At 56.9% G+C, this 18,440-nt stretch carries 13 protein-coding genes; 9 read left to right on the top strand and 4 right to left on the bottom strand.

All coding sequences use genetic code 11. The features are described from left to right. Nucleotides 1-85 precede the first annotated feature (85 nt). From ACVWZ4_RS04780 to ACVWZ4_RS04755, 6 genes are all read left to right on the top strand, one after another. Nucleotides 86-1,198: a nodulation protein NodZ gene (locus ACVWZ4_RS04780; RefSeq protein WP_456701728.1), complete on the top strand. Its 1,113-nt coding sequence runs from the start codon at nt 86-88 to the stop codon at nt 1,196-1,198. 759 nt (nt 1,199-1,957) lie between these two features. Beyond that, the gene (locus ACVWZ4_RS04775; RefSeq protein WP_456705177.1) at nt 1,958-2,737 is read left to right on the top strand and encodes an SDR family NAD(P)-dependent oxidoreductase; all 780 of its coding nucleotides are present in this window, start codon (nt 1,958-1,960) and stop codon (nt 2,735-2,737) included. Nucleotides 2,738-2,979: 242 nt separating this feature from the next. Continuing rightward, nucleotides 2,980-4,725 (top strand): nif-specific transcriptional activator NifA, encoded by a 1,746-nt coding sequence (gene nifA, locus ACVWZ4_RS04770; RefSeq protein WP_456705178.1) that lies wholly within the window; start codon nt 2,980-2,982, stop codon nt 4,723-4,725. Nucleotides 4,726-5,066: 341 nt separating this feature from the next. Beyond that, a complete protein-coding gene (locus tag ACVWZ4_RS04765; protein ID WP_456763742.1) occupies nt 5,067-5,927 on the top strand; it encodes an electron transfer flavoprotein subunit beta/FixA family protein in 861 nt (286 codons plus the stop codon). 433 nt (nt 5,928-6,360) lie between these two features. Next, nucleotides 6,361-7,584, top strand: coding sequence for a GFA family protein (locus tag ACVWZ4_RS04760; protein WP_456701729.1), 1,224 nt, complete (start codon nt 6,361-6,363; stop codon nt 7,582-7,584). Next, complete coding sequence (locus tag ACVWZ4_RS04755; RefSeq protein WP_456701730.1) at nt 7,569-8,246, top strand: 2OG-Fe(II) oxygenase; 678 nt, start codon at nt 7,569-7,571, stop codon at nt 8,244-8,246. The genes ACVWZ4_RS04760 and ACVWZ4_RS04755 overlap by 16 nt, the downstream gene beginning before the upstream one ends. A gap of 286 nt (nt 8,247-8,532) precedes the next feature. Here the strand turns inward: ACVWZ4_RS04755 and ACVWZ4_RS04750 are convergent, their stop codons facing one another. The 3 genes from ACVWZ4_RS04750 to trpD form a co-directional block, all read right to left on the bottom strand. Beyond that, the gene (locus ACVWZ4_RS04750; RefSeq protein ID WP_456701731.1) at nt 8,533-9,825 is read right to left on the bottom strand and encodes a preATP grasp domain-containing protein; all 1,293 of its coding nucleotides are present in this window, start codon (nt 9,823-9,825) and stop codon (nt 8,533-8,535) included. 1,258 nt (nt 9,826-11,083) lie between these two features. Beyond that, entirely contained in the window at nt 11,084-11,269 is a 186-nt protein-coding gene (locus tag ACVWZ4_RS04745) for a hypothetical protein (RefSeq protein ID WP_456701732.1), read from the bottom strand. Nucleotides 11,270-11,526: 257 nt separating this feature from the next. Beyond that, on the bottom strand, nt 11,527-12,540 hold the full coding sequence (gene trpD, locus ACVWZ4_RS04740; protein WP_456701733.1) for an anthranilate phosphoribosyltransferase: 1,014 nt from the start codon (nt 12,538-12,540) through the stop codon (nt 11,527-11,529). 1,586 nt (nt 12,541-14,126) lie between these two features. Between trpD and ACVWZ4_RS04735 the strand changes: the two genes are divergently transcribed. Continuing rightward, the gene (locus tag ACVWZ4_RS04735; protein WP_456701734.1) at nt 14,127-14,357 is read left to right on the top strand and encodes a hypothetical protein; all 231 of its coding nucleotides are present in this window, start codon (nt 14,127-14,129) and stop codon (nt 14,355-14,357) included. Nucleotides 14,358-14,869: 512 nt separating this feature from the next. Here ACVWZ4_RS04735 and ACVWZ4_RS04730 read toward each other — a convergent pair. Continuing rightward, nucleotides 14,870-15,097, bottom strand: a complete 228-nt coding sequence (locus ACVWZ4_RS04730; RefSeq protein ID WP_456701735.1) for a hypothetical protein — start codon at nt 15,095-15,097, stop codon at nt 14,870-14,872. Nucleotides 15,098-16,141: 1,044 nt separating this feature from the next. Between ACVWZ4_RS04730 and ACVWZ4_RS04725 the strand changes: the two genes are divergently transcribed. Both ACVWZ4_RS04725 and ACVWZ4_RS04720 read left to right on the top strand, forming a co-directional pair. Then, on the top strand, nt 16,142-16,549 hold the full coding sequence (locus ACVWZ4_RS04725) for a DUF7694 domain-containing protein (protein WP_456701736.1): 408 nt from the start codon (nt 16,142-16,144) through the stop codon (nt 16,547-16,549). Between the two features lie 435 nt (nt 16,550-16,984). Further along, nucleotides 16,985-17,959, top strand: a complete 975-nt coding sequence (locus ACVWZ4_RS04720) for a YopT-type cysteine protease domain-containing protein (RefSeq protein WP_456790045.1) — start codon at nt 16,985-16,987, stop codon at nt 17,957-17,959. Nucleotides 17,960-18,440 lie beyond the last annotated feature (481 nt).

Genomic DNA, 18,440 nt, shown 5'->3' with positions numbered 1-18,440 from the left:
TGAGCCAGGTATTCCGACGAAATGGCCGTCGGTGAAGAGAACACGCAAATGTTTAGAGACGCAGTACATCAGGGACAGCGCCGCTATGAAGTTCTACCAACGCAGCTCGCCGGTATCGCGATCACAGGAGCTGACCTTGGGAGAGAAGATGGTCGACCTGTCTGTATCGATATCTGCTGTCCAACCAAGAGGGCAGGAAAAGGCAATCAAGATGGCTAGTGGTTCGATCAATGATCGGTTCGTAGTGTCCCGACGACGCACTGGGCTCGGTGACTGTCTGTGGTCACTGGCGGCGGCCTGGCGGTTTGCAAAGCAGACAAGACGTACCCTGGTAATCGATTGGCGGGGGTCTTGTTATCTTGACGAACCATTCGCCAATGCCTTTCCAGTCTTCTTCGAACCGGTTGAAGACATCGCCGGCGTGCGCGTCATTTGCGACGACGACCTCAATCGACGTTCGTTTCCGGGGCCATTCTTTCCGGCATGGTGGAATAAGCCATCTATCGATTGCGTCTATCGCCCGGACGAGCAGATCTTTCGAGAACGTGACGAACTCGATCAACTGTTCCAAAGCAAGAGAGATAGTGACGCTACCACGGTGGTGTGTGACGCCTGTCTCATGTGGCGTTGCGATCAGGAGGCGGAGCGAGAGATCTTTCGCAGTATCAAGCCGCGACCTGAAATCCGGGCCCGGATTGATGCGATCTACCGCGAGCACTTCGAGCCATACAGCGTAATCGGTATTCATGTCCGTCATGGCAATGGCGAGGATATTATGGGGCATGCTCCTTACTGGGCAGACACGGAGCGCGCGCTGCGGCAGGTTTGCATTGCCATCGATAAGGCCAAGGCTTTACCGCACGCAAAACCTGTGAGAGCGTTCCTGTGTACGGATAGCGCGATCGTCCTTGAGCAGATTTCAAAGGCATTTCCGGATGTTTTTGCGATCCCAAAACAGTTCCAGGCACCCCAGGCCGGCCCATTGCACAACGCCGCACTCGGAGCCGAGGGTGGCTTTTCTGCCCTGACTGAGATGTATCTCCTGGCGCGCTGCGACACAGTGATCAGGTTTCCCCCAACGAGCGCCTTCACGCGCTATGCCCGTCTCTTTGCTCCGCGCGTTATAGAATTCGATTTGAACGATCGGAGCGAGTTGATCCTGATTGAAGACAACGCGCAAGAGCTCGCGGCGCCATGAAGGGCATAACCCGCCTCATAGACCTGATCGCTGCTCTTTGTATCCAGAAGTACTGGCAGTTCTTGTACGTACGGAAATCGTCTGGCCAACGTGATGCTGTTGCCGCGAAATGGGCGCACAGAGCAAAACGGACGGGGGGCCAGACGCCGTTCACTGAGACGTAACATCGCAATAGCGGTCCCAGCTTGTTGCGCAGCGCAAAATAGACGGAACAGTTTGCTTCGCTTCGAGCGGAAAATCCATACGTTGCTCATGGCGGATCAACACATAGGACGCCATTTCGGGGGAACGAGCGCGTATAGGATAACACAGTTGGCTCAGAGCAGGGCCCGACAATTCAAAATTGATCGCCGATAATCTAACGTGCGAGGCTGGTGCGTCAGCTTTGGAGGTGTTCCGAAAGACCCTGCCCCGATATCCGGTGCGATCTTGAGGTCGGCGAGAGGCATCGGCCCGCCGCTTTCGATTGCGCGATCACGAAGGCAAACGCGGCTCGCTGCCTTGTCATGAAGCAGCGAGCGGCCCCGCAAGCTTACGTGCCGGATTGGACATTGCTGTCACAAAGCGTACCCGCCGCTGTCTTGCATCTGCCAAGTATTCCATGCGCGCGACATTAGGACGCAAAACAGGGGGGATTTACGTGCACCGCAATGGCGCAAATCCTGCTACCCGTTCGCTGGCGTAACAGTAGAGGGCGCGCTTGTGAGTCTCGATCTGCCAAATGAAAATCTGATCAGAGACCTGCCGTCCGGAACACAACTGGGTTGCCCCGTTCGGGCCGACAAAGCGCATCCTGATGGCAGACAACAGAAGACGATGTTGCTCACCGGCTCGTCGCGCGGAATTGGGCATGCCACCGCCAAGCTCTTCTCGGACGCGGGCTGGCGCATCATTTCTTGCGCGCGTCAACCTTTTGATGGTGAGCGATGCCCCTGGGAGGCGGGGAACGACGATCATCTTCAGATCGACCTTAGCGATCATCGAATGCTTCCGCGCGCGATCACCGAGATCAGGGGACGCTTGGCCGGTGCGCCTTTGCACGCGTTGGTGAATAACGCCGGTGTCTCGCCGAAAACGCCAACTGGCGATCGGATGACCTCATTGAGTACGTCAACCGAAACATGGATGAGGGTATTTCATCTTAATCTGGTGGCTCCGATCCTGCTGGCGCAGGGTTTGTTTGACGAGCTAAGAGCCGCGTCAGGATCAATCGTGAATGTGACTTCAATCGCAGGCTCGCGCGTGCACCCGTTCGCCGGAAGTGCCTATGCGACGTCGAAAGCGGCGCTTGCGAGCCTCACGCGCGAGCTGGCTCATGATTACGCGCCGTATGGTATCCGCGTGAATGCGATCGCTCCCGGCGAAATCAAGACCAACATGCTGTCCCCAGACACGGAAGCTCGTCTCGTGCCAAGTATCCCGCTGCGCAGAGTGGGGACGCCCGATGAAGTTGCAAAGGTCATCTTCTTTCTGTGCTCGGATGCGGCGAGTTATGTCACGGGGGCCGAGGTGCCGATAAATGGCGGGCAGCACCTGTGAAGCGGCCACCTTGGTGATGTGGCTGAATTAAGCTGCGGCGCGCTCATGTTCTCCGCACCCACAAATCCGCAAAAAGTGAAACGAAGGCGCACCGGAAGTTTACCGTCGTGCCACGAAAAGATGTCACTGTTCTATGTCATCTCGTCAACACTTGGCGCTAGATCGAGAGTGACATGCAAAACTTAGCTCGCCAATCCGAACATGGCTCCATGGAGGATAATCAAAACAACGGAGACCGGCTCATGCTGCATATCCCTGCCTCAAGCGAAAGACCCGCCTCGCAAGCGGAGCCGGTGCGTAACGCCCCAGGGGAGCTGTCGCACGAGAGCGCGTTGAGCGGCCTCTTTGAAATATCCAAAATACTCAACGCTACCTGTCGCCTCGAAGTCACGTTAGCCAACGTCGTTGGCTTACTGCAATCGTTTGTGCAGATGCGGCACGGCATCGTCTCGCTATTTAGCGATGAAGGGCCGGAAATTCGAGTTGGTACCGGCTGGAGCGACGGCGACCAACCTTACCGGGCTTGCCTGCCGCGGAATGCATTGAACCAGATCGTAGCGACAGACAGACCTCTTATCGTCGAGAACGTAGCCGCCGCGCCAGCCTTCAGCGCCGCCGACCGGGAGGTTCTCGGTGCCTCAGACAATATGCCCATCTCGTTCATCGGGGTTCCCATTCACATTGGTGCGAGAGTTGTTGGTACGTTGACGATAGATCGTATCCAGAACGATGGCTCAAGGCTTCGTCTGGAGTACGATGCCTGGCTGCTCGCAATGGTCGCCAACCTGGTGGGGCAAGCAGTGAAGCTACATCGCTTCTTGGCCAGGGATCGCGAAGCGCCGTTAGTGGAGAAAGACCAGGGCGAGAAGCAGAGAGTTGAGCTTGGGTCGCCCAGTCGCGAGCGCAAGAAGCTTCACGCTCACGGGATCATTGGCGACAGCGCCGCGCTAAGCGGACTGCTCGAGAAGATCGCGGTTGTGGCCAAATCGAACAGCACGGTTTTGCTACGTGGCGAATCCGGCACTGGCAAGGAGCTCGTTGCCAAGGCCATTCACGAGTCATCGTCTCGCGCTAAGCGACCGTTCGTTAAACTGAATTGCGCGGCGCTTCCGGAGACGGTCCTCGAATCGGAATTGTTTGGCCATGAGAAAGGTGCCTTTACCGGTGCGATCAGTTCGCGCAAGGGGCGCTTCGAGCTGGCTGATAAAGGGACACTGTTTCTTGACGAGATCGGCGAGATCTCGGCGTCGTTCCAGGCGAAGCTGCTGCGAGTTCTGCAAGAACAGGAGTTCGAGCGCGTCGGCAGCAATCATACGATTAAGGTCGACGTTCGAGTTATCGCCGCGACCAACAAGAACCTGGAAGAAGCCGTGGCAAGGAGCGAGTTCCGTGCTGACCTCTACTATCGCATTAGCGTGGTTCCCTTGTTGTTGCCGCCGCTGCGCGAAAGACGCAGCGATATTCCGCTGCTCGCTAGAGAGTTCCTCAGAAAATTCAATAGCGAGAACGGCCGTACGCTCACCCTCGAGGCCGGTGCGATTGACGTACTGATGAACTGCGCCTTTCCGGGAAATGTCCGCGAGCTCGAAAACTGCATTGAGCGAACGGCGACACTGTGTGACGGATCATCGATTGTGGGAAGTGACTTTGCATGTCGCCGAGGGGAGTGTCTTTCCACTATGCTCTGGAAAAGTACATCCAATGACAAGACGGGACAACTGGCACCCATTCAAGCGATGCCTGCGAAGCCCGTCATTCCGCTAGATCAAACGACCGTTCCGCCGCAATCGGTTAGCGAGCCGACCGCGCTCGCTCCAGCCGGCACAGCTCTCGTTGGTGGTGCGAGGATGGCGGATCGGGAGCGAGTCATTGCGGCGATGGAAAAATCTGGCTGGGTGCAGGCCAAGGCAGCGCGCCTACTCGGACTAACCCCGCGGCAAATCGGCTATGCGCTGAGGAAATACGGGATCGAGATAAAGCGGTTCTGAACGCCCACATCGGCTGAAACTGCGACTACCAAAGCAGATGGGTAAAAACAGCCCAGGTTGGGAAATACACGGCTTCTGAAGAAAGCTGGCAGGCCCGAGGAAGGCGTTGCGCGCCGTGCACACTGGGGGCCTAGCGGCAGTGGTTGTCGGTCCCCTTTTCGCGTCCCCTGGCTGGCGACTCGTACGAAAAAGGACTGTCCGAACCTGACTTGTCTCGGTAGCGGTTTAGAGCGGGCACCACCCAGCTTAAAGCATTGCGACCGCGTGCCGATTTAAAAGAGGCGGTGATGGTACAACACTTGCTGCTCTCGTCGCGGCTATCGCCACTTTGGGAGTACACCGTGCACAATGTCGTCTGCATCAAGCAGGTTCCGGACTCGGCGCAAATCCGTGTTCACCCCGTAACCAATACAATCATGCGTCAGGGAGTACCGACCATCATCAATCCTTATGATCTTTTCGCGCTCGAGGCAGCGCTCGAGCTGCGCGACAGGTCCGGCGGCGAAATAACCGTGCTCACCATGGGACCACCATCGGCAGAAGAGTCCTTGCGAAAGGCGCTGACTTTTGGTGCCGATCGCGCCATCCTACTCACCGATCGCTGGTTTGCCGGCTCCGACACGCTGGCCACAACGTATGCACTTGCAACCGCAATCCGGAAGATTGGCAAGGAATATGGCCCGACAAACCTCATCTTCACGGGAAAGCAAACCATCGACGGCGATACTGCGCAGGTTGGGCCCGGCATTGCAAAGCGACTGGGCGTAGTGCAGCTGACGTACGTTGCCAAGATCAAATCGTTGGACCTCGCCGCTGGAACAATTGAAGCCGAACGACGCGCCGAGGGCGGTGTTCAGATATTGCAGACCAAATTGCCGTGTCTCGTCACTATGCTCGAGGCGACGAATCAGATTCGGCGCGGCGCGATGACGGATGCATTGCGTGCCGCGCGTGCCCAGATTGTAAAATGGAGCGCGCAAGATGCCGGTATCGAAGACATCTCTAAATGCGGCCTCAAGGGCTCGCCGACGGTCGTCAAGCGTGTGTTCGCCCCCTCCGCCCGGGGTGAGAGGGCGGCGCTGGTTGAGGCTGCCGAGCAACCGGCGCAGGCGTTGATAGAGGCGATTTTCACGCATCAACCGAAGCTCGAAACCGATCTGGCGACACTTGCTCGCGAAGCTCGATCAGTAGCTTCCATGTGAGGAGAGTTAAAGACGATCGAAAGCATCTATCAACGACGCACATGTGTCGAGCGGCGCGCGCGACATGTAGCGGCGCATTCTACCAGTATGCGCAGGCCGAGTTACCGCCAAGATCCAGTTGCTTGGATTGCCGCACTCGTGCACGCGACATCAGCTGCAAGAAGGAGCGCGCAGTAAAATGTCCATGACAAGCGGCGAGCATTTGCGACACTGGTCCGCAGGTGGACCAGAATCAGCCATGATTCTCATTGTTTCACTGCTGACAGCTTTTACTTCGATGCGCAGGAGCAGGGTTAAGCATGCCAGATCTACCATCGCGAACGCCACCACGAAGCGGTTAAGCTCTAGGCAACGCATTGCCAGGCCCTAAACAGTCGGCCGGGACGAACTTGTTTCGTCAAAGGACCGTTCGCTTCTCATCCGCAGAGGTCAAATGACAACTCAAGAATCTCGATCTGTACCGGCGCAGGCTCCGAGGATATCCTGCGAGTATTTGACTGAGCGCGCGCGAGCCGTCTTCGGCCCACATCCATTCGCTGCGCAGATGTCGGAGGATCAGGTCGCCGGACTGCTGCCTGAATACCTTGCGATGTCACAGGCATTCCCGTACCTGCAGGCGGGATCGCAAAGGGAGCTCATATTCGATGCAATGCGTCACAATCGAGATATCACGAGGGATGTCGAACTGACCAGCGTGGTCGGGAATTTCATCTGTTGGGACGAGACCGGCGGCCATGGAAGAATTCTTCAGGGCGGTAAATCAGCGCTACCAGATATTCTGCTGACCGAAAAGTTTCACTCCAACCTATTGAGAAAGGATGCCTCGCAGCTACTCGGCAGAGCAATAGTGCCAAACTACAGTTTCAGGACGAGAAAGTACTTGCATTCTCTCTATGACGGATTGTCCTCGAACGACCCCCTGGTTCGTTGCGCCTACATGGTCGCTTTTGAACTGCATGCTGCGGACATGATCCAGTCGCTATGGACCAGTCTCGTCAGTACCTTTAGAGCGCGGCCGGACGATCTTCAGTATTTTAGCGACCATGTCGGCGGAGAAGATCCCGCTGAGAAGTACCATGGAGAAATGACAGGCCGGCTGATTGCCGAACTCGTGCAGCCTAACCGGAGCGATCGCTTTCTGAATGAATTCGATCAAGCCTATCGGCTCAGCGTCCGGTGGTGCTGCGATCTTCTGGGGATTGTCACACGCACGGGAGATGATCACTTTGAAATCTTGCATCATGGCAGCTGCCATTGCGGCTCTGTCAAGTTTCACGTGAGTGCGCCGCGCGAGCTCTCGGCAGTTCGATGCAATTGCTCAATTTGTCAGATGTCTGGATTTGTCCACTTGCTCGTAACTGGCGACAAGCTCCACATCGAGTGTGGTGAGGAATGCCTCACTATGTATCAGTTCAACAAGAACATCGCCCGCCACACGTTTTGCCGAGTTTGTGGCGTAAAGCCGTTCTATAGGCCTAGATCGAACCCATCCGGGTTCAGCATAAACATCCGATGTTTGGATAGAAAGACGATCGAGCACATCAGAATAACTGAGTTCGACGGCGAGCGTTGGGAGCAAGCATTCACGTCGGTGCACCTGGAGCCCCAATCATGCGTCGAAGACCAAAGGAGTGAGCTTGAATGGCACGCGCGATGACCGATAAATCCCGTCTGCTTTCAGAAGAAGCACTGACAAAGTACCGCATAGAGCTGTTGGTAAAAGGAACGGTCGTAATCGCCCCGCAGATATTGTTTACTCAGGAGGACTTGATCAAGATCGATCAGCTTCAGGCTGAGATTCCGGAAGAGGAAGTGCGGGAGGGAGATGCGGGCGACTTGCACAGCGTCTTTGTCAAGCGCGTTCGGGTAGACCCGCCCGGCCACACGCCGACAAACGTGAGTGGTACAGCTTCAACCCAGATCATGGAGCTACTTGAAAGTAAAGACCGCAGCTTCGCGCTAAGAAAGATCTTCGGAGCATCCTCAGATTACGTGGTTCGCCGATGCCAAATGCATCGCCTGCCGCCGGGTTCATTCGTCGGCGTCCATTTGGATGCGGCGAGTGACCCGGATTTCGAGTACGCGGTGATTGTGCAGTTAGCGAGAGACTTCGACGGCGGTGAATTTGTAGTATATCCAACGGGCTACGAGCAGCACGTATTCCGCCCTCCATTTGGTGCCGTGCTTGTCACAACATGTAGGGTCCGGCACGAGGTAAAGCCGGTCTCAGGCGGGGAACGCAGATCCCTCGTGTACTTCTGTTCAAAACGCGCTGGCGCGAACCGCCGGATCATCGAAAGGTCCACCGCGCGCGTATGAAGTGGCGCGCCAGATATGTTCCTCTGAGAGGGTGGCGAGCGAGCTCTCAGGGGAATTGAAAGATTGCATCTTGTGGTCAGACAGGTCGCCGTAAAGTCTGAGAGACCTCTGGTCGGACGGCGTGGCTGGCAGCGATCTGTAAAAGGACCACCACGCATCATTGGAGCAAGCGCGAGCTCTGCGATCGTGGCGATCTTTTTCGCTGTGCGAAACCAGGGGAGACGTGGGCCTGCGGGAGAACTACCCGGCAGCCAGGCGAAAAATTGAGCGGGTCTCGACGTGAGTTTTATGACCCCAATAGTCGGTGCTGCTGATCGTGCGCGGCCGGCCTGTCAGGTGCAATCACGACGCACTCCACGGTGCCAGCCTCTTCGTCGGCGGCAAGCGGGATCACGCCCTCCTTACGTGTGCGGTCGAATAGAATTCCATCTTTGATAAAACGAGCATGCGCCGCTTGGAAGGACGGTGATCGCACATTTCTTACGGACAAGATAACGTTGCGATGGGAATAGTCGAAGCCTAGTAGTCGGATGGCTATGTTGTGTAACACCGAGCCGCCACCCCAGCGGCCATTCGCTTCATTGAACAGCAACCGGCCATCTTTTGCAAAAATCGCGTCAATGTTGATCAATCCACGATATCCCAGGTCTCTCGCCAGTGCCACAAATCGGTAAGCATGCGCTTGGGCGGTCAACCATTGCTTGTTCTCCAAGTCACTTGGCAGCTCAAGCCCTGTCCAAATCAGAGCTCTCTCGGAGCGATCTGTGCTTTTACGCAGACGAATGTTTCCACTGTTAACAAAGACGATTGATGCATCATCCTGGATTGCATACTCGAGATAGAATAAAGAGCGAGCTAGGTGGTACGATTCCACGACCAGCGTCTTACACGATTCTGTCGTCATCTCGGACCAAAGTGCCTTGGGATCAAAAGATCGCCACGAAATCCACCGGGTATCTCTGGCTCCAGGTAAGGGATCGCTCTTATTGCTGGTCAAGATAACGTTTCCTACTCCACCAGCACCATTATCCAACTTTACGATGACCCTGCCGGTCTCGGATCTTAGGGAGGTGACCGCGTTTGACAGTCCGTTTGGGTCTGTGGCGACTGATCCGTGAGGAAGCGGAAGTGCGACGCTTGTTGCCAATTGACGGAAGTGGCTCTTGCGATTCAACAGATCAGGCCCGCGCTGCAAAGCGAAGTCGTCGCCGGTATTCGGTATGCCTAACCTGGCCGCGAGGCGCGCGACACCTTCGGTAAAGTAGCAGGGAGATAGTCGCCAGCCGGATTGCTGACAAACATGTCTTTTAATCTGCTCGACAACAGCCCTAGACAGCAATGTACAATCATCGAGGATGGTCGGTTGGCGGCTCTCACGTATAACCAGGCGAAGACTCGATGCATCGAAATCAAGCGTCGCTCCGATGAAGGATAGTAGATTTGCCGGGATCTCTACCGGTGAGACTATCAAGTCGCCCTCCTGAGCAAACCACGCTGAACGGTACGCCGAATTGGCCGCCAACGAGAGTTGGGCTTCTGTTAGATGGCCGCCCGACATCTGAGGCGTACCGGCATTCATAATTAGGATCCTCGGCATTCGCGACCTCCGGGCATCTGGACGTGATCAGGATGGGATCGTCATGGCAGTCACCATCAACTGGCCGTGCTGTTGTGAGGCGCTGAGATCAAGGAGCCCCCGCTGTCGCGCTGTCGCCCTAATGGAACGGGAGAGAACGGTGGGTCTGCGATCTGCCGATTGTGTGGCCTGGCAGCTCGCTTCATCAAAAGCGCTGGCCATTGCCTGGCGCGGTGTTCGGAATCCGTCGTGTGAAATGCTACCCCTTTGGCAGAACCTGTTCTCGATGGATGTGATGGGGTGCGAACGGCGGATATTGAAAGAGGGGAAGTTGCCGAGCGATCGCCCACTTCGCTCTACTCGGCGGCGGCCTTGTGCATCTGTCGGTAGTGATAGGCGCACCACGATGAGTTTGTCTTGCCACTCTTTGATGCACGGGCTCCCCACACATATATGGCCACTCCCACATCTCCATCTCTGAAGCCGATGATGCAGCGGCACCGACCTTCCATATGATCAATTAACAGAACCTTCTTGAGGCCGTCCGGGTCTTTCAACTTGTCGTCCCAGCATGCCAGGTAATGTCTTCTGATGCCGCGGGTCAGGCAGGGGCACGCGCGCGGGGCAACCCCGAAGGCTTGTGCCCCATCTGCCGGGCGTTGCGACCGAAGTGGCTCGCCACGTCCGGCATGCGGGCCTAGCGACGCAATCGGAACTCGTTGTCTAGCTCTCCCGACCGCTGGTCCATTGTGGCTGAGGAGCAAGACCGGCGATCGGTCCGCGGATCTAACCAGCTGAGGCATTCGAAGTCGTTCACACCCCAGATTAGGTGCCACCCTCAAAAGCCTACGAGCTAACGTTGCGTCAGATTCAAGCCCGTTTTTTGTCAACCTGTGAGAACGGGGGAGCTCATGCTGGCACCCAAGAGTGCTGCCAGGAGGTCTCGCATGTCGCAAGTATTCAGCGCTGCCTTGAGGAAGTGCTGCCCCGCTATTCAGTCTTGGCAGCACCCCGGCGAATGCGCCGGTGGCGTGACCAACTTACATGGGGCGCTGATTTCTAGCAGAATGAAGAGTTGCTCAGGGGGCGTATGCGGGACTGCCAACGCTCGGTCTGAGGACAAGCGGCGCGAAACGATCGTCGCAGGCGGCACCGCTGAACGAAGGAGCAGCTCGTCGAGACGGCAAATGTTTCTGCGGTGTGCGTAAAGCGCGACGCAGCGTGCCAGAGTTTCTCTGCGTGTATAGAAGGCATCACGGATCTAATCGGCTCTCAGGAAGACACGCCGTTTTGCTTCCAGAAGATGCTCATCCAGCGTCTCGTGCAGCGTACGCCGCAGCTCCGGCGCGATCGAACTGTCTGTGTCGATCAATTGCCGAAACTTTCGAATGATGTGTTCTATCGTTGCAATAGTTCCGAGTGCTTCCATCCTCTGCCAGGGCATCATCAATTGATCTCCTTTGGCGCGTCGCGCGCTTCGTCGCGGGACCTAACCTCGGCAACTGGGGCTCCAACAGCCTCCAGCTCGACCAAGACTTGGCTATCGGGCCGCGCCCCTCGGTGGGAATTGTTTTGACCATTACTTGCCACGACGATGGTCCCTCGAAGTACGGCACAAGGGCCACTCATTCGCCGGCTGCACTATCCCTTGCGTGTCTAAGCGGCACTGTTGGCCACAACGATGCAGCATCACCAGCTCGGTTGTCAGGCGTTTGAAACCGCGATCAAGCGATTGAGACGAGCGGCTGCAGCGCCGCGATCAAGCGATTCTTGTCCAAGCGCCACGCCCTCCCGCAGGCTCGAGGCTCGCCCGGCCACCACCAGTGCCGCCGCCGCGTTCAAAAGTGCAGCATCACGAAAACGACCAGGCATGCCATTAAGCACGTTTTGTAACCCAACGGCGTAAGCCTCGACATCGCGGCTCTCCAGCGCATCGGCGCGGTAGCGGGGGAGCCCGGCGTCTTCGGGCGTCACGTCGAACGTGCGGACCGTACCCGCCTCAAGCGCCGCAACAAAGCTTGTGCTGGTAAGGGATATTTCATCGAGCCCATCCGAGCCGTGTACAACCCACACCGAATCGGCACCAAGGTTCTTCAGGACGTACGCCAAAGGCTGCACCCATTCCGGAGTGAATAGTCCAAGGACCTGCCGCTTGACCCCGGCCGGGTTGGACAGGGCCTCGATCAGATTGAACATCGTGTGGGTTCCAAGAACGCCGCGGATCTGGCTGACGCGCTGCATCGCCGGATACTCGGCTGACGCAAACATAAAGCCGATGTCGGCTTCGCGCACACAACGTGCAATTGCGTCGGGCCCGAGGTCGACCTTTACGCCGAGGCGTGCCAACAGGTCGGCGGTGCCTGATCGCAACGATGCCGTGCGGCTGACATTCTTCGCAACGGGAACGCCGAGGCCGGCGATGATAAAGGAAGCGCACGTCGATACATTGAGCGAACACTTAGCGGTATCGCTCGTGCCACCGATATCGACAGCGTCGCACCGGGTTTCCACCTTGGGCATCAGATTTCGCATTGCGGATGCGGCGCCGGTGACTTCTTCGACCGTCTCGCCGCGGACCCTCATCCCAACTAACAAGCCACCGATTTGGGAGGGAGTTGCGTCACCCGACATCATGCTGTCGAACGCTGAGGTAGCCTCCTCACGCGTCAGGGTAGCGCCGGTGACGACTTTGGCGATGATTGACTTGAGCGGTTCCATCGAACTTTATACGTTCCTTTGTCCAATCTAGGCCCGACCGCCAGCCAAGCGTCTCTGCAAGCGGAGTGCCTTGATGCAGCCGGCGGTCTGTCCGCACTCGCTTTGCCACACTGGTCCTCGAGACGGCCGTCGGATGAACGTGGGCATAGGTGGCGACGCTACAACCTGACGCTACGTGAGGGTCAAGTTCTCTCCCGATGGTGCGTCCATAGGATATCGTGGCGGATCAGAGCACTGCCGCTATGTGTTGCCAGAACAATAGCGTTTGTCTCCGCCCGCTTGCCCGAGACGTTCGATCCGCATCACAAGGCGTCTGGCTTTCGGGGGCGCCGTGGCGGCACCGCTGAGTGGCTTTTGGCGCACTATTCCCGATGCTGAGTAGATTTTGAGGCCGAGGTCAGTTGCTCTGCGAAATCGAGTGACCAACTGTAATCAACCTACGCCGTGCGGCCTTGCCGGAGCGCTAGACGCATGCCTTTGCCGGTGCTGCACGAAGGATTAATTGCGCGCGAAGTGGGACGACCTTTAAGCGCGATTCGAAGGGATCTGCATTTTTCACTTCGATCCGCTCCTTTTCTCGCCGCCATCTCGCCTGGAGATTTCGTAGCGGCAAAAGGGTGTCTTGCTTCGATCTCAGGCAGGCGGTGATAGCGGTGCGATTTGGTATGAGACTACTACAAAGGCGGAGCACGTCCTCCATGCAAGCGTCTTTCTCCTCTGAGGTCGGCGGCCGATCATCCGCGTTGACCGGGGCGAGCATTGCAGCTGTCATTGCAATGCCAACAGCGATGGCGCGGTAGCAGAGGCGGAGGCGCGAAGCCAAGTAAGTTCGTCGTATCTGAATCATGACGTCCCTTCGGGTAAGTTGATCTTCTTCTTGTTCTTGGTGGGTGCCATCACCCGCAAACCGGGAAGGCGGATCTGCTTAGCTAGGTGGTGTCGGTAAGCCTCGACGCTCTAGCATTGCCGTTCTCACTGCATGGAGCTTGGCTGCTGACCGGTCCGGGAGGCGACACCTTCCGACAGAGGCCAAGGAAAGACGGGAAGGACCAGGCGGGTCCCGATGGAACGGGTGATGATTTGAAGCTGCTGGGGGTTGGGCGGGCGGTGCATCCGACGGCGTTAGCAAGACGCATCGCTTGGGTCTGCCTGACATGATCTGAGATACTATGGCGTAGTCTAGTCGCCAGTCCCATAGGTACCGATACGTGCGATCCGGTCCAAAAGTGACTGGAGCAGCAACGGCCTTGGGTAACCTTCGTAGGATGAGGTTGCGCTCTCTAATAAGTGGTCCCAGGCGAGGGTAGGTAATTGAGACGTTCGCTCTCCTGCCATGTCAGCTGTCTTCCGATTGTTAGAGGTGATCCCCACCTGTCCAGGACCGTACAATCTAACGCCACGTTCGATTCAAGTCTCTCTGCGTCGCTGGTTTGAAGCTCTCTGCGCCTGTGCACGATAGGTTTCGTCTGCGATACGCACTCGGCGGCATCTGATTAATAGTTGTGGACTAGCACTGGCTGCTTCGGTAGCCAGACACACGAGCGTCGCCGCTACGTGATGATACGGAGCCTCGGTGTCGCAATTCTTTGATCTACGAATTGCATGCTCTCGGCATGAATCCTAAAAGTAAGCACCAGCCAGGTCATTGGCGAAGCCGCGCGGAAGCAACGCGAAAGAAAGCGGCAGCCCTCGCCGACGGAAAGGCCAAGGACCGGCTGCTGAAGATTGCCTTGGAATACGACAAGTTGGCGCGCCGGGCACAGGTGTGGCAGACGCGCAAGAATGAGGACGATACGCGGCCTGAGCAAGAGCTGTAGAGCGTTGCTACGATCAGAAGGCCCCATCCTGCTGGCGTATCCCGACGCTACCGCTGGGCACATATCGCTCAGCAAGCAAGTCAATACACCTGCACGAGGCGTTCTGGGATGAGCGCGGTGGCCTGATCGTCGCATGCCACACGCTCGTGAGAGCAAGCCAGCCGCCTGCCCAATTCCTGTTTCAGGTCACCTTCGTTCGTCTGGTTACCGAAGCGATCTTCACAAAAAAAGACTACTGAGAATTAATTCTCTCGTCGCATCAGACGAATTGTCCAGAACGCCACCTCTGGGCGACGGTGACCTTCTATCTACTAGGTTTGGCATTTCGTCGCAGCTGGAACGAGGTCTCTGTGTCGCCGATTTGAGGCATCTGGGTTGTCGACATCTCGTTTGCGGCCGCTGGAGCAGCGCAGTCACTATCAAGGCGCAGCGCGGAGTGCGCGGCCGGCGTCAGCTTGCGGCCCTAGCAAGGAGTGGTGCTTGTAGCCGCTCGCTGCTATGGCCGGATTGTCTCAGAAGAAGGCGACGATGACCCAGTAGATACCCGCCCAGAGCAGCGCATTTATGAGCAACGCGGCCAAAAGCCCCCAGTTCCAGCTCTTTCCCACTTGCCGGGAGCGACGATCGGCGCCCAAATGCGTGATCGTTGGGAGTTTTGTTGAGCGCCAATGTGGCATGTCATCTCGCTGACCGCTGTCTAAACCGTAGATGCCAAGCTTTGCATGCCTCCTGTCATCCATAGGTTTGCAGTCCTCTTTCATAGGGAAGTATCAGAAATAATGTTCGTTGCGCGGGGGCATTTGGCCGATCGATTGCCCGTACATCGTCGGTACAAGTCGCGTCTGTGAGCACAGCAAGTGACATGCCACGAGCCAGAACTGTCGTCAGCGCTTTTGATGAGGTGGGTTGGTCACGCGGACCGCTGTGCGATGTCGGACACGCGACACTCCTGTCGGGGACAACACCCGCATTAGCAGCAAATAGTGAGCGCTTCGCGAGCGACATACCGTGGACAACTCGCTAGGAGCTGCATCTTGTCCTGTAAAATCCGTTGATATCCAGTTGCGAACGACGAGATCGACTAAACATTGTTCCTGACGGCTAGCTTACGACGGAGATAGCAGCCGAACGCTGGTTCGGAGAATAGAGATGCGGACGTCTGCGGTTGTCCGCGAGGCGATTTGGCCGCGATAAGGCTGAATCATTTTCACATAAATGGCGCATTGGGACTGTTCAGCCTTGGCGAGGACGTCGCGGAGGATCAAGTACCTTCTCGAGAAGCAGCAATGTTGCGCCGAGCGATCTGCAGCCACTACTGGTGTTGCGAGCATCGTGCGATCTAGATGTCGCAGGCCACAGTAGGGCATGCCATGATGAAGGCTAATTCACTGAAGACGAGGTTAGGCCAAGAGTCGCTGATTTCGTGTGGGCAAGCGGGGCACTGGGTGAACAGTCAACGATTCAATGCTCGCATCGGATGGGCCAATCGCGGATTACATAGGAGCGCGAAATGCAATCGGCCGTTCGACTCGCCGAACGCGCAGATCGCGGGGCGCCCGTCCGCAGGCAACCAGTGGGGACGAGGGCGTCGGTTCGAGCATTAGAGGATTAGTAGGAGGAGAAGGAGTGATGATAGACATCTACGGCTTCTGGGGCTGGTACCCTATACAGTGGTTTTGGAACGTTGGACCGACAATCGAGCAGCTTGACATATTGCGAGACAACGTCATCTACGTTGACTTCAGAGCTATTCGAAAGGCAAAGGAGCAGGCGTGCGAGCCCAGATGATAGACAAGCTGGAGGCGGGCCGCGTGAGACACGGCCCCTTAGCTACTGCTCCAGGATCAGGCCCTGGCGGTCTTTTCTTCGTGCAGGGGCCTTGCGGGTGTGAACTCAAGATCAGTGCATTTGTCCGTCCCGGCTGGGAACATGTCGCAGTTTCAACCCCGCGGCGTTGTCCGAACTGGGACGAGATGTGCTTTGTCAAAGACCTGTTTTGGCATGAAGAAGAGTGCGTTATGCAACTGCATCCTCCACATTCGCAGTATGTGAATAACAGCCGATATTGCCTTCACTTGTGGAGACCCACCTATAGAGACATTCCGATGCCGTCTCCGAGCTATGTAGGCGTCGTTGGGCTAAGTCCTGGGGACGCGGCAGCGTTATTCGCGCGGATGAGCGCGACAGCGTGATGGGAGCGCAAGGTGAGACCGGGGTGGTGCGGAAGCACCGATTTGGTGCCCATGAGTAAGCCGGACATCCGGGTTATATGTCTGTACCGATCGCCTTGTGCAGTGAGCACGGGGCTGTGGCCGCAGAATTAACTTCTACGGTGCAGGAGCAGCTAACAACAAGTTCCGACAGAATGACTGCCGTTGCGCAGACGGTGATGAACTTGGCCAACAGCAACGCCCACGCTTAGTCGGGCCGACCGGCGCGCAACTGGCCGATCCTACGGCAAGAGTGTGGCCGCGCCGCAACGCGGCAGTGGTGAGATCGCGAATTGATAGGCGTCATTGGCGAAGGCCGCTGCCCAGGAAGTGCGCCCGCATTCCACAACTAGGGGTGTCGTAGCTGTGAAAGGTTGTTAACTCGTCGGCCGCAAGCCTGCGGCTGCATCCGAGCTCATGTCGGAGGTGTTGAATCACGGACTCGCTGTTGGAGAGGCCAGCTTCTCCGGTGGTCAGCTCGCCGTCAGCTTGCAGCAATATCATTTGTACGTGGGCTGCAAGCAGCGCGCGTTCTCTCTGAGAAGCAGGCGAACCGGCATGTACAATCGGGTTAGTGGCCAATATACGCAGCTCAATCAAGCTGAGGAACCGAGTAGGTCCGCCAACGGTAGTGAATTCACGCAAACGCTCACCGATTTGGCTCGTCAGGAGAGTCTGTCATCTGGGGAATTGTCTGACCGAATGGGACTCTGCTGCAGCAAGCCGCATAGCTTGGATGCAATCACTGAGAGTCCAGGCACTTCGCCCCGTAGCCTATCCTCTCTGTCCTCCCGATCCGATTCATCCCCTGCAACGGGCTCTGTCCGTCCTCTGTTCGAATACAGGACTGCTGAATTGCCCGGGGCCAATGTCAGCGGAATCTGCGTTGGATTGGCAGCGGAGTGGCTCCTCAATCTCCCAAGCAGTCCCTCATCCCGCATGAGGGCTCTGCGTCCGGGTGCTGAAAATCATCGCTCAGCGGCGATGCGGCAGCAGCGGTATGAAGAGCTAAAGACACTTGTGCGAAGGGAGAATGCTGAAGGGTCAAATGACTTCCGGGCGAAGAGTTCAATGTTGCGGGAAGCAGGTCTAGAACCCTCCACCGCAGAGACGCGATATAGGTTTGGTACATCCTCGCAGATTGCCCCGATCGTCGACGAGCTCGCCCACGAAGCGTCAGTCTACTTCGTGACCTTACGTTTCGCCGCAGGTGGCGGACACACAATTGCAACCTCGACGTCCAATGGAACGACGACGCTCTTTGATCCTAACTATGGGGAATTTACTATTCGGTCAGAGCAGATGCGCGCGCTCTTCAAAAGCCTGGCCGATCGTTACAGCAGCTTGAACGGACATGATATATCCACCGTGGTAACACAGAGAATAACGTGAGCGGGCGCAGGTTGCAACGGAGCTTGCAGGATACCGCGCGCGGAGCCTAGTCGGTCAATGCGAGACACACCGCCTACTAGGTGCACTCGTCACTATTTTTGGGATGCTCGGTCGTGCTCTCGACTGAAGCTCTCAAGTAGGGCGAAGGACGACGAATGTTCAGCGATATAGGTTGGACGATCATTCAGGTTTGCGAGCCCGACATCTTACGTCAAAAAGCCTGGATGGCATGCGCTTGCACTCAGGAAGGACATTTCTGGCAGGATTACCGATACCCTGCGCTCAATCGCGCTACAGCATACGGTCAGCGACTAGGCATCCACGGTGGCGCAGAAGCTGCAGTTCGTGCGATTTGGAGTCATTGTCGGCCGTTGCTATGCTGATTTCCCAACCAAATAGCTGCTGCTTATGGCGTTGGCATGCCGTCGAACAAAAATCAATCCTCGATCGCTGCGTGCTTCGCAGTAGTCCGCGCCGTGCC

This window comes from Bradyrhizobium sp. USDA 4472 (assembly GCF_054058595.1).
This window is presented reverse-complemented; position numbering and strand designations above follow the sequence as displayed.

Coding starts and splice junctions, on each gene's coding strand:
- ACVWZ4_RS04780 (WP_456701728.1), top strand. CDS start 86: ATGAAGTTCTACCAACGCAGCTCGCCGGTATCGCGATCACAGGAGCTG.
- nifA (WP_456705178.1), top strand. CDS start 2,980: ATGCTGCATATCCCTGCCTCAAGCGAAAGACCCGCCTCGCAAGCGGAG.
- ACVWZ4_RS04760 (WP_456701729.1), top strand. CDS start 6,361: ATGACAACTCAAGAATCTCGATCTGTACCGGCGCAGGCTCCGAGGATA.
- ACVWZ4_RS04755 (WP_456701730.1), top strand. CDS start 7,569: ATGGCACGCGCGATGACCGATAAATCCCGTCTGCTTTCAGAAGAAGCA.
- ACVWZ4_RS04750 (WP_456701731.1), bottom strand. CDS start 9,825: ATGAATGCCGGTACGCCTCAGATGTCGGGCGGCCATCTAACAGAAGCC.
- ACVWZ4_RS04745 (WP_456701732.1), bottom strand. CDS start 11,269: ATGATGCCCTGGCAGAGGATGGAAGCACTCGGAACTATTGCAACGATA.
- trpD (WP_456701733.1), bottom strand. CDS start 12,540: ATGGAACCGCTCAAGTCAATCATCGCCAAAGTCGTCACCGGCGCTACC.
- ACVWZ4_RS04730 (WP_456701735.1), bottom strand. CDS start 15,097: ATGGATGACAGGAGGCATGCAAAGCTTGGCATCTACGGTTTAGACAGC.
- ACVWZ4_RS04725 (WP_456701736.1), top strand. CDS start 16,142: ATGATAGACAAGCTGGAGGCGGGCCGCGTGAGACACGGCCCCTTAGCT.
- ACVWZ4_RS04720 (WP_456790045.1), top strand. CDS start 16,985: ATGTCGGAGGTGTTGAATCACGGACTCGCTGTTGGAGAGGCCAGCTTC.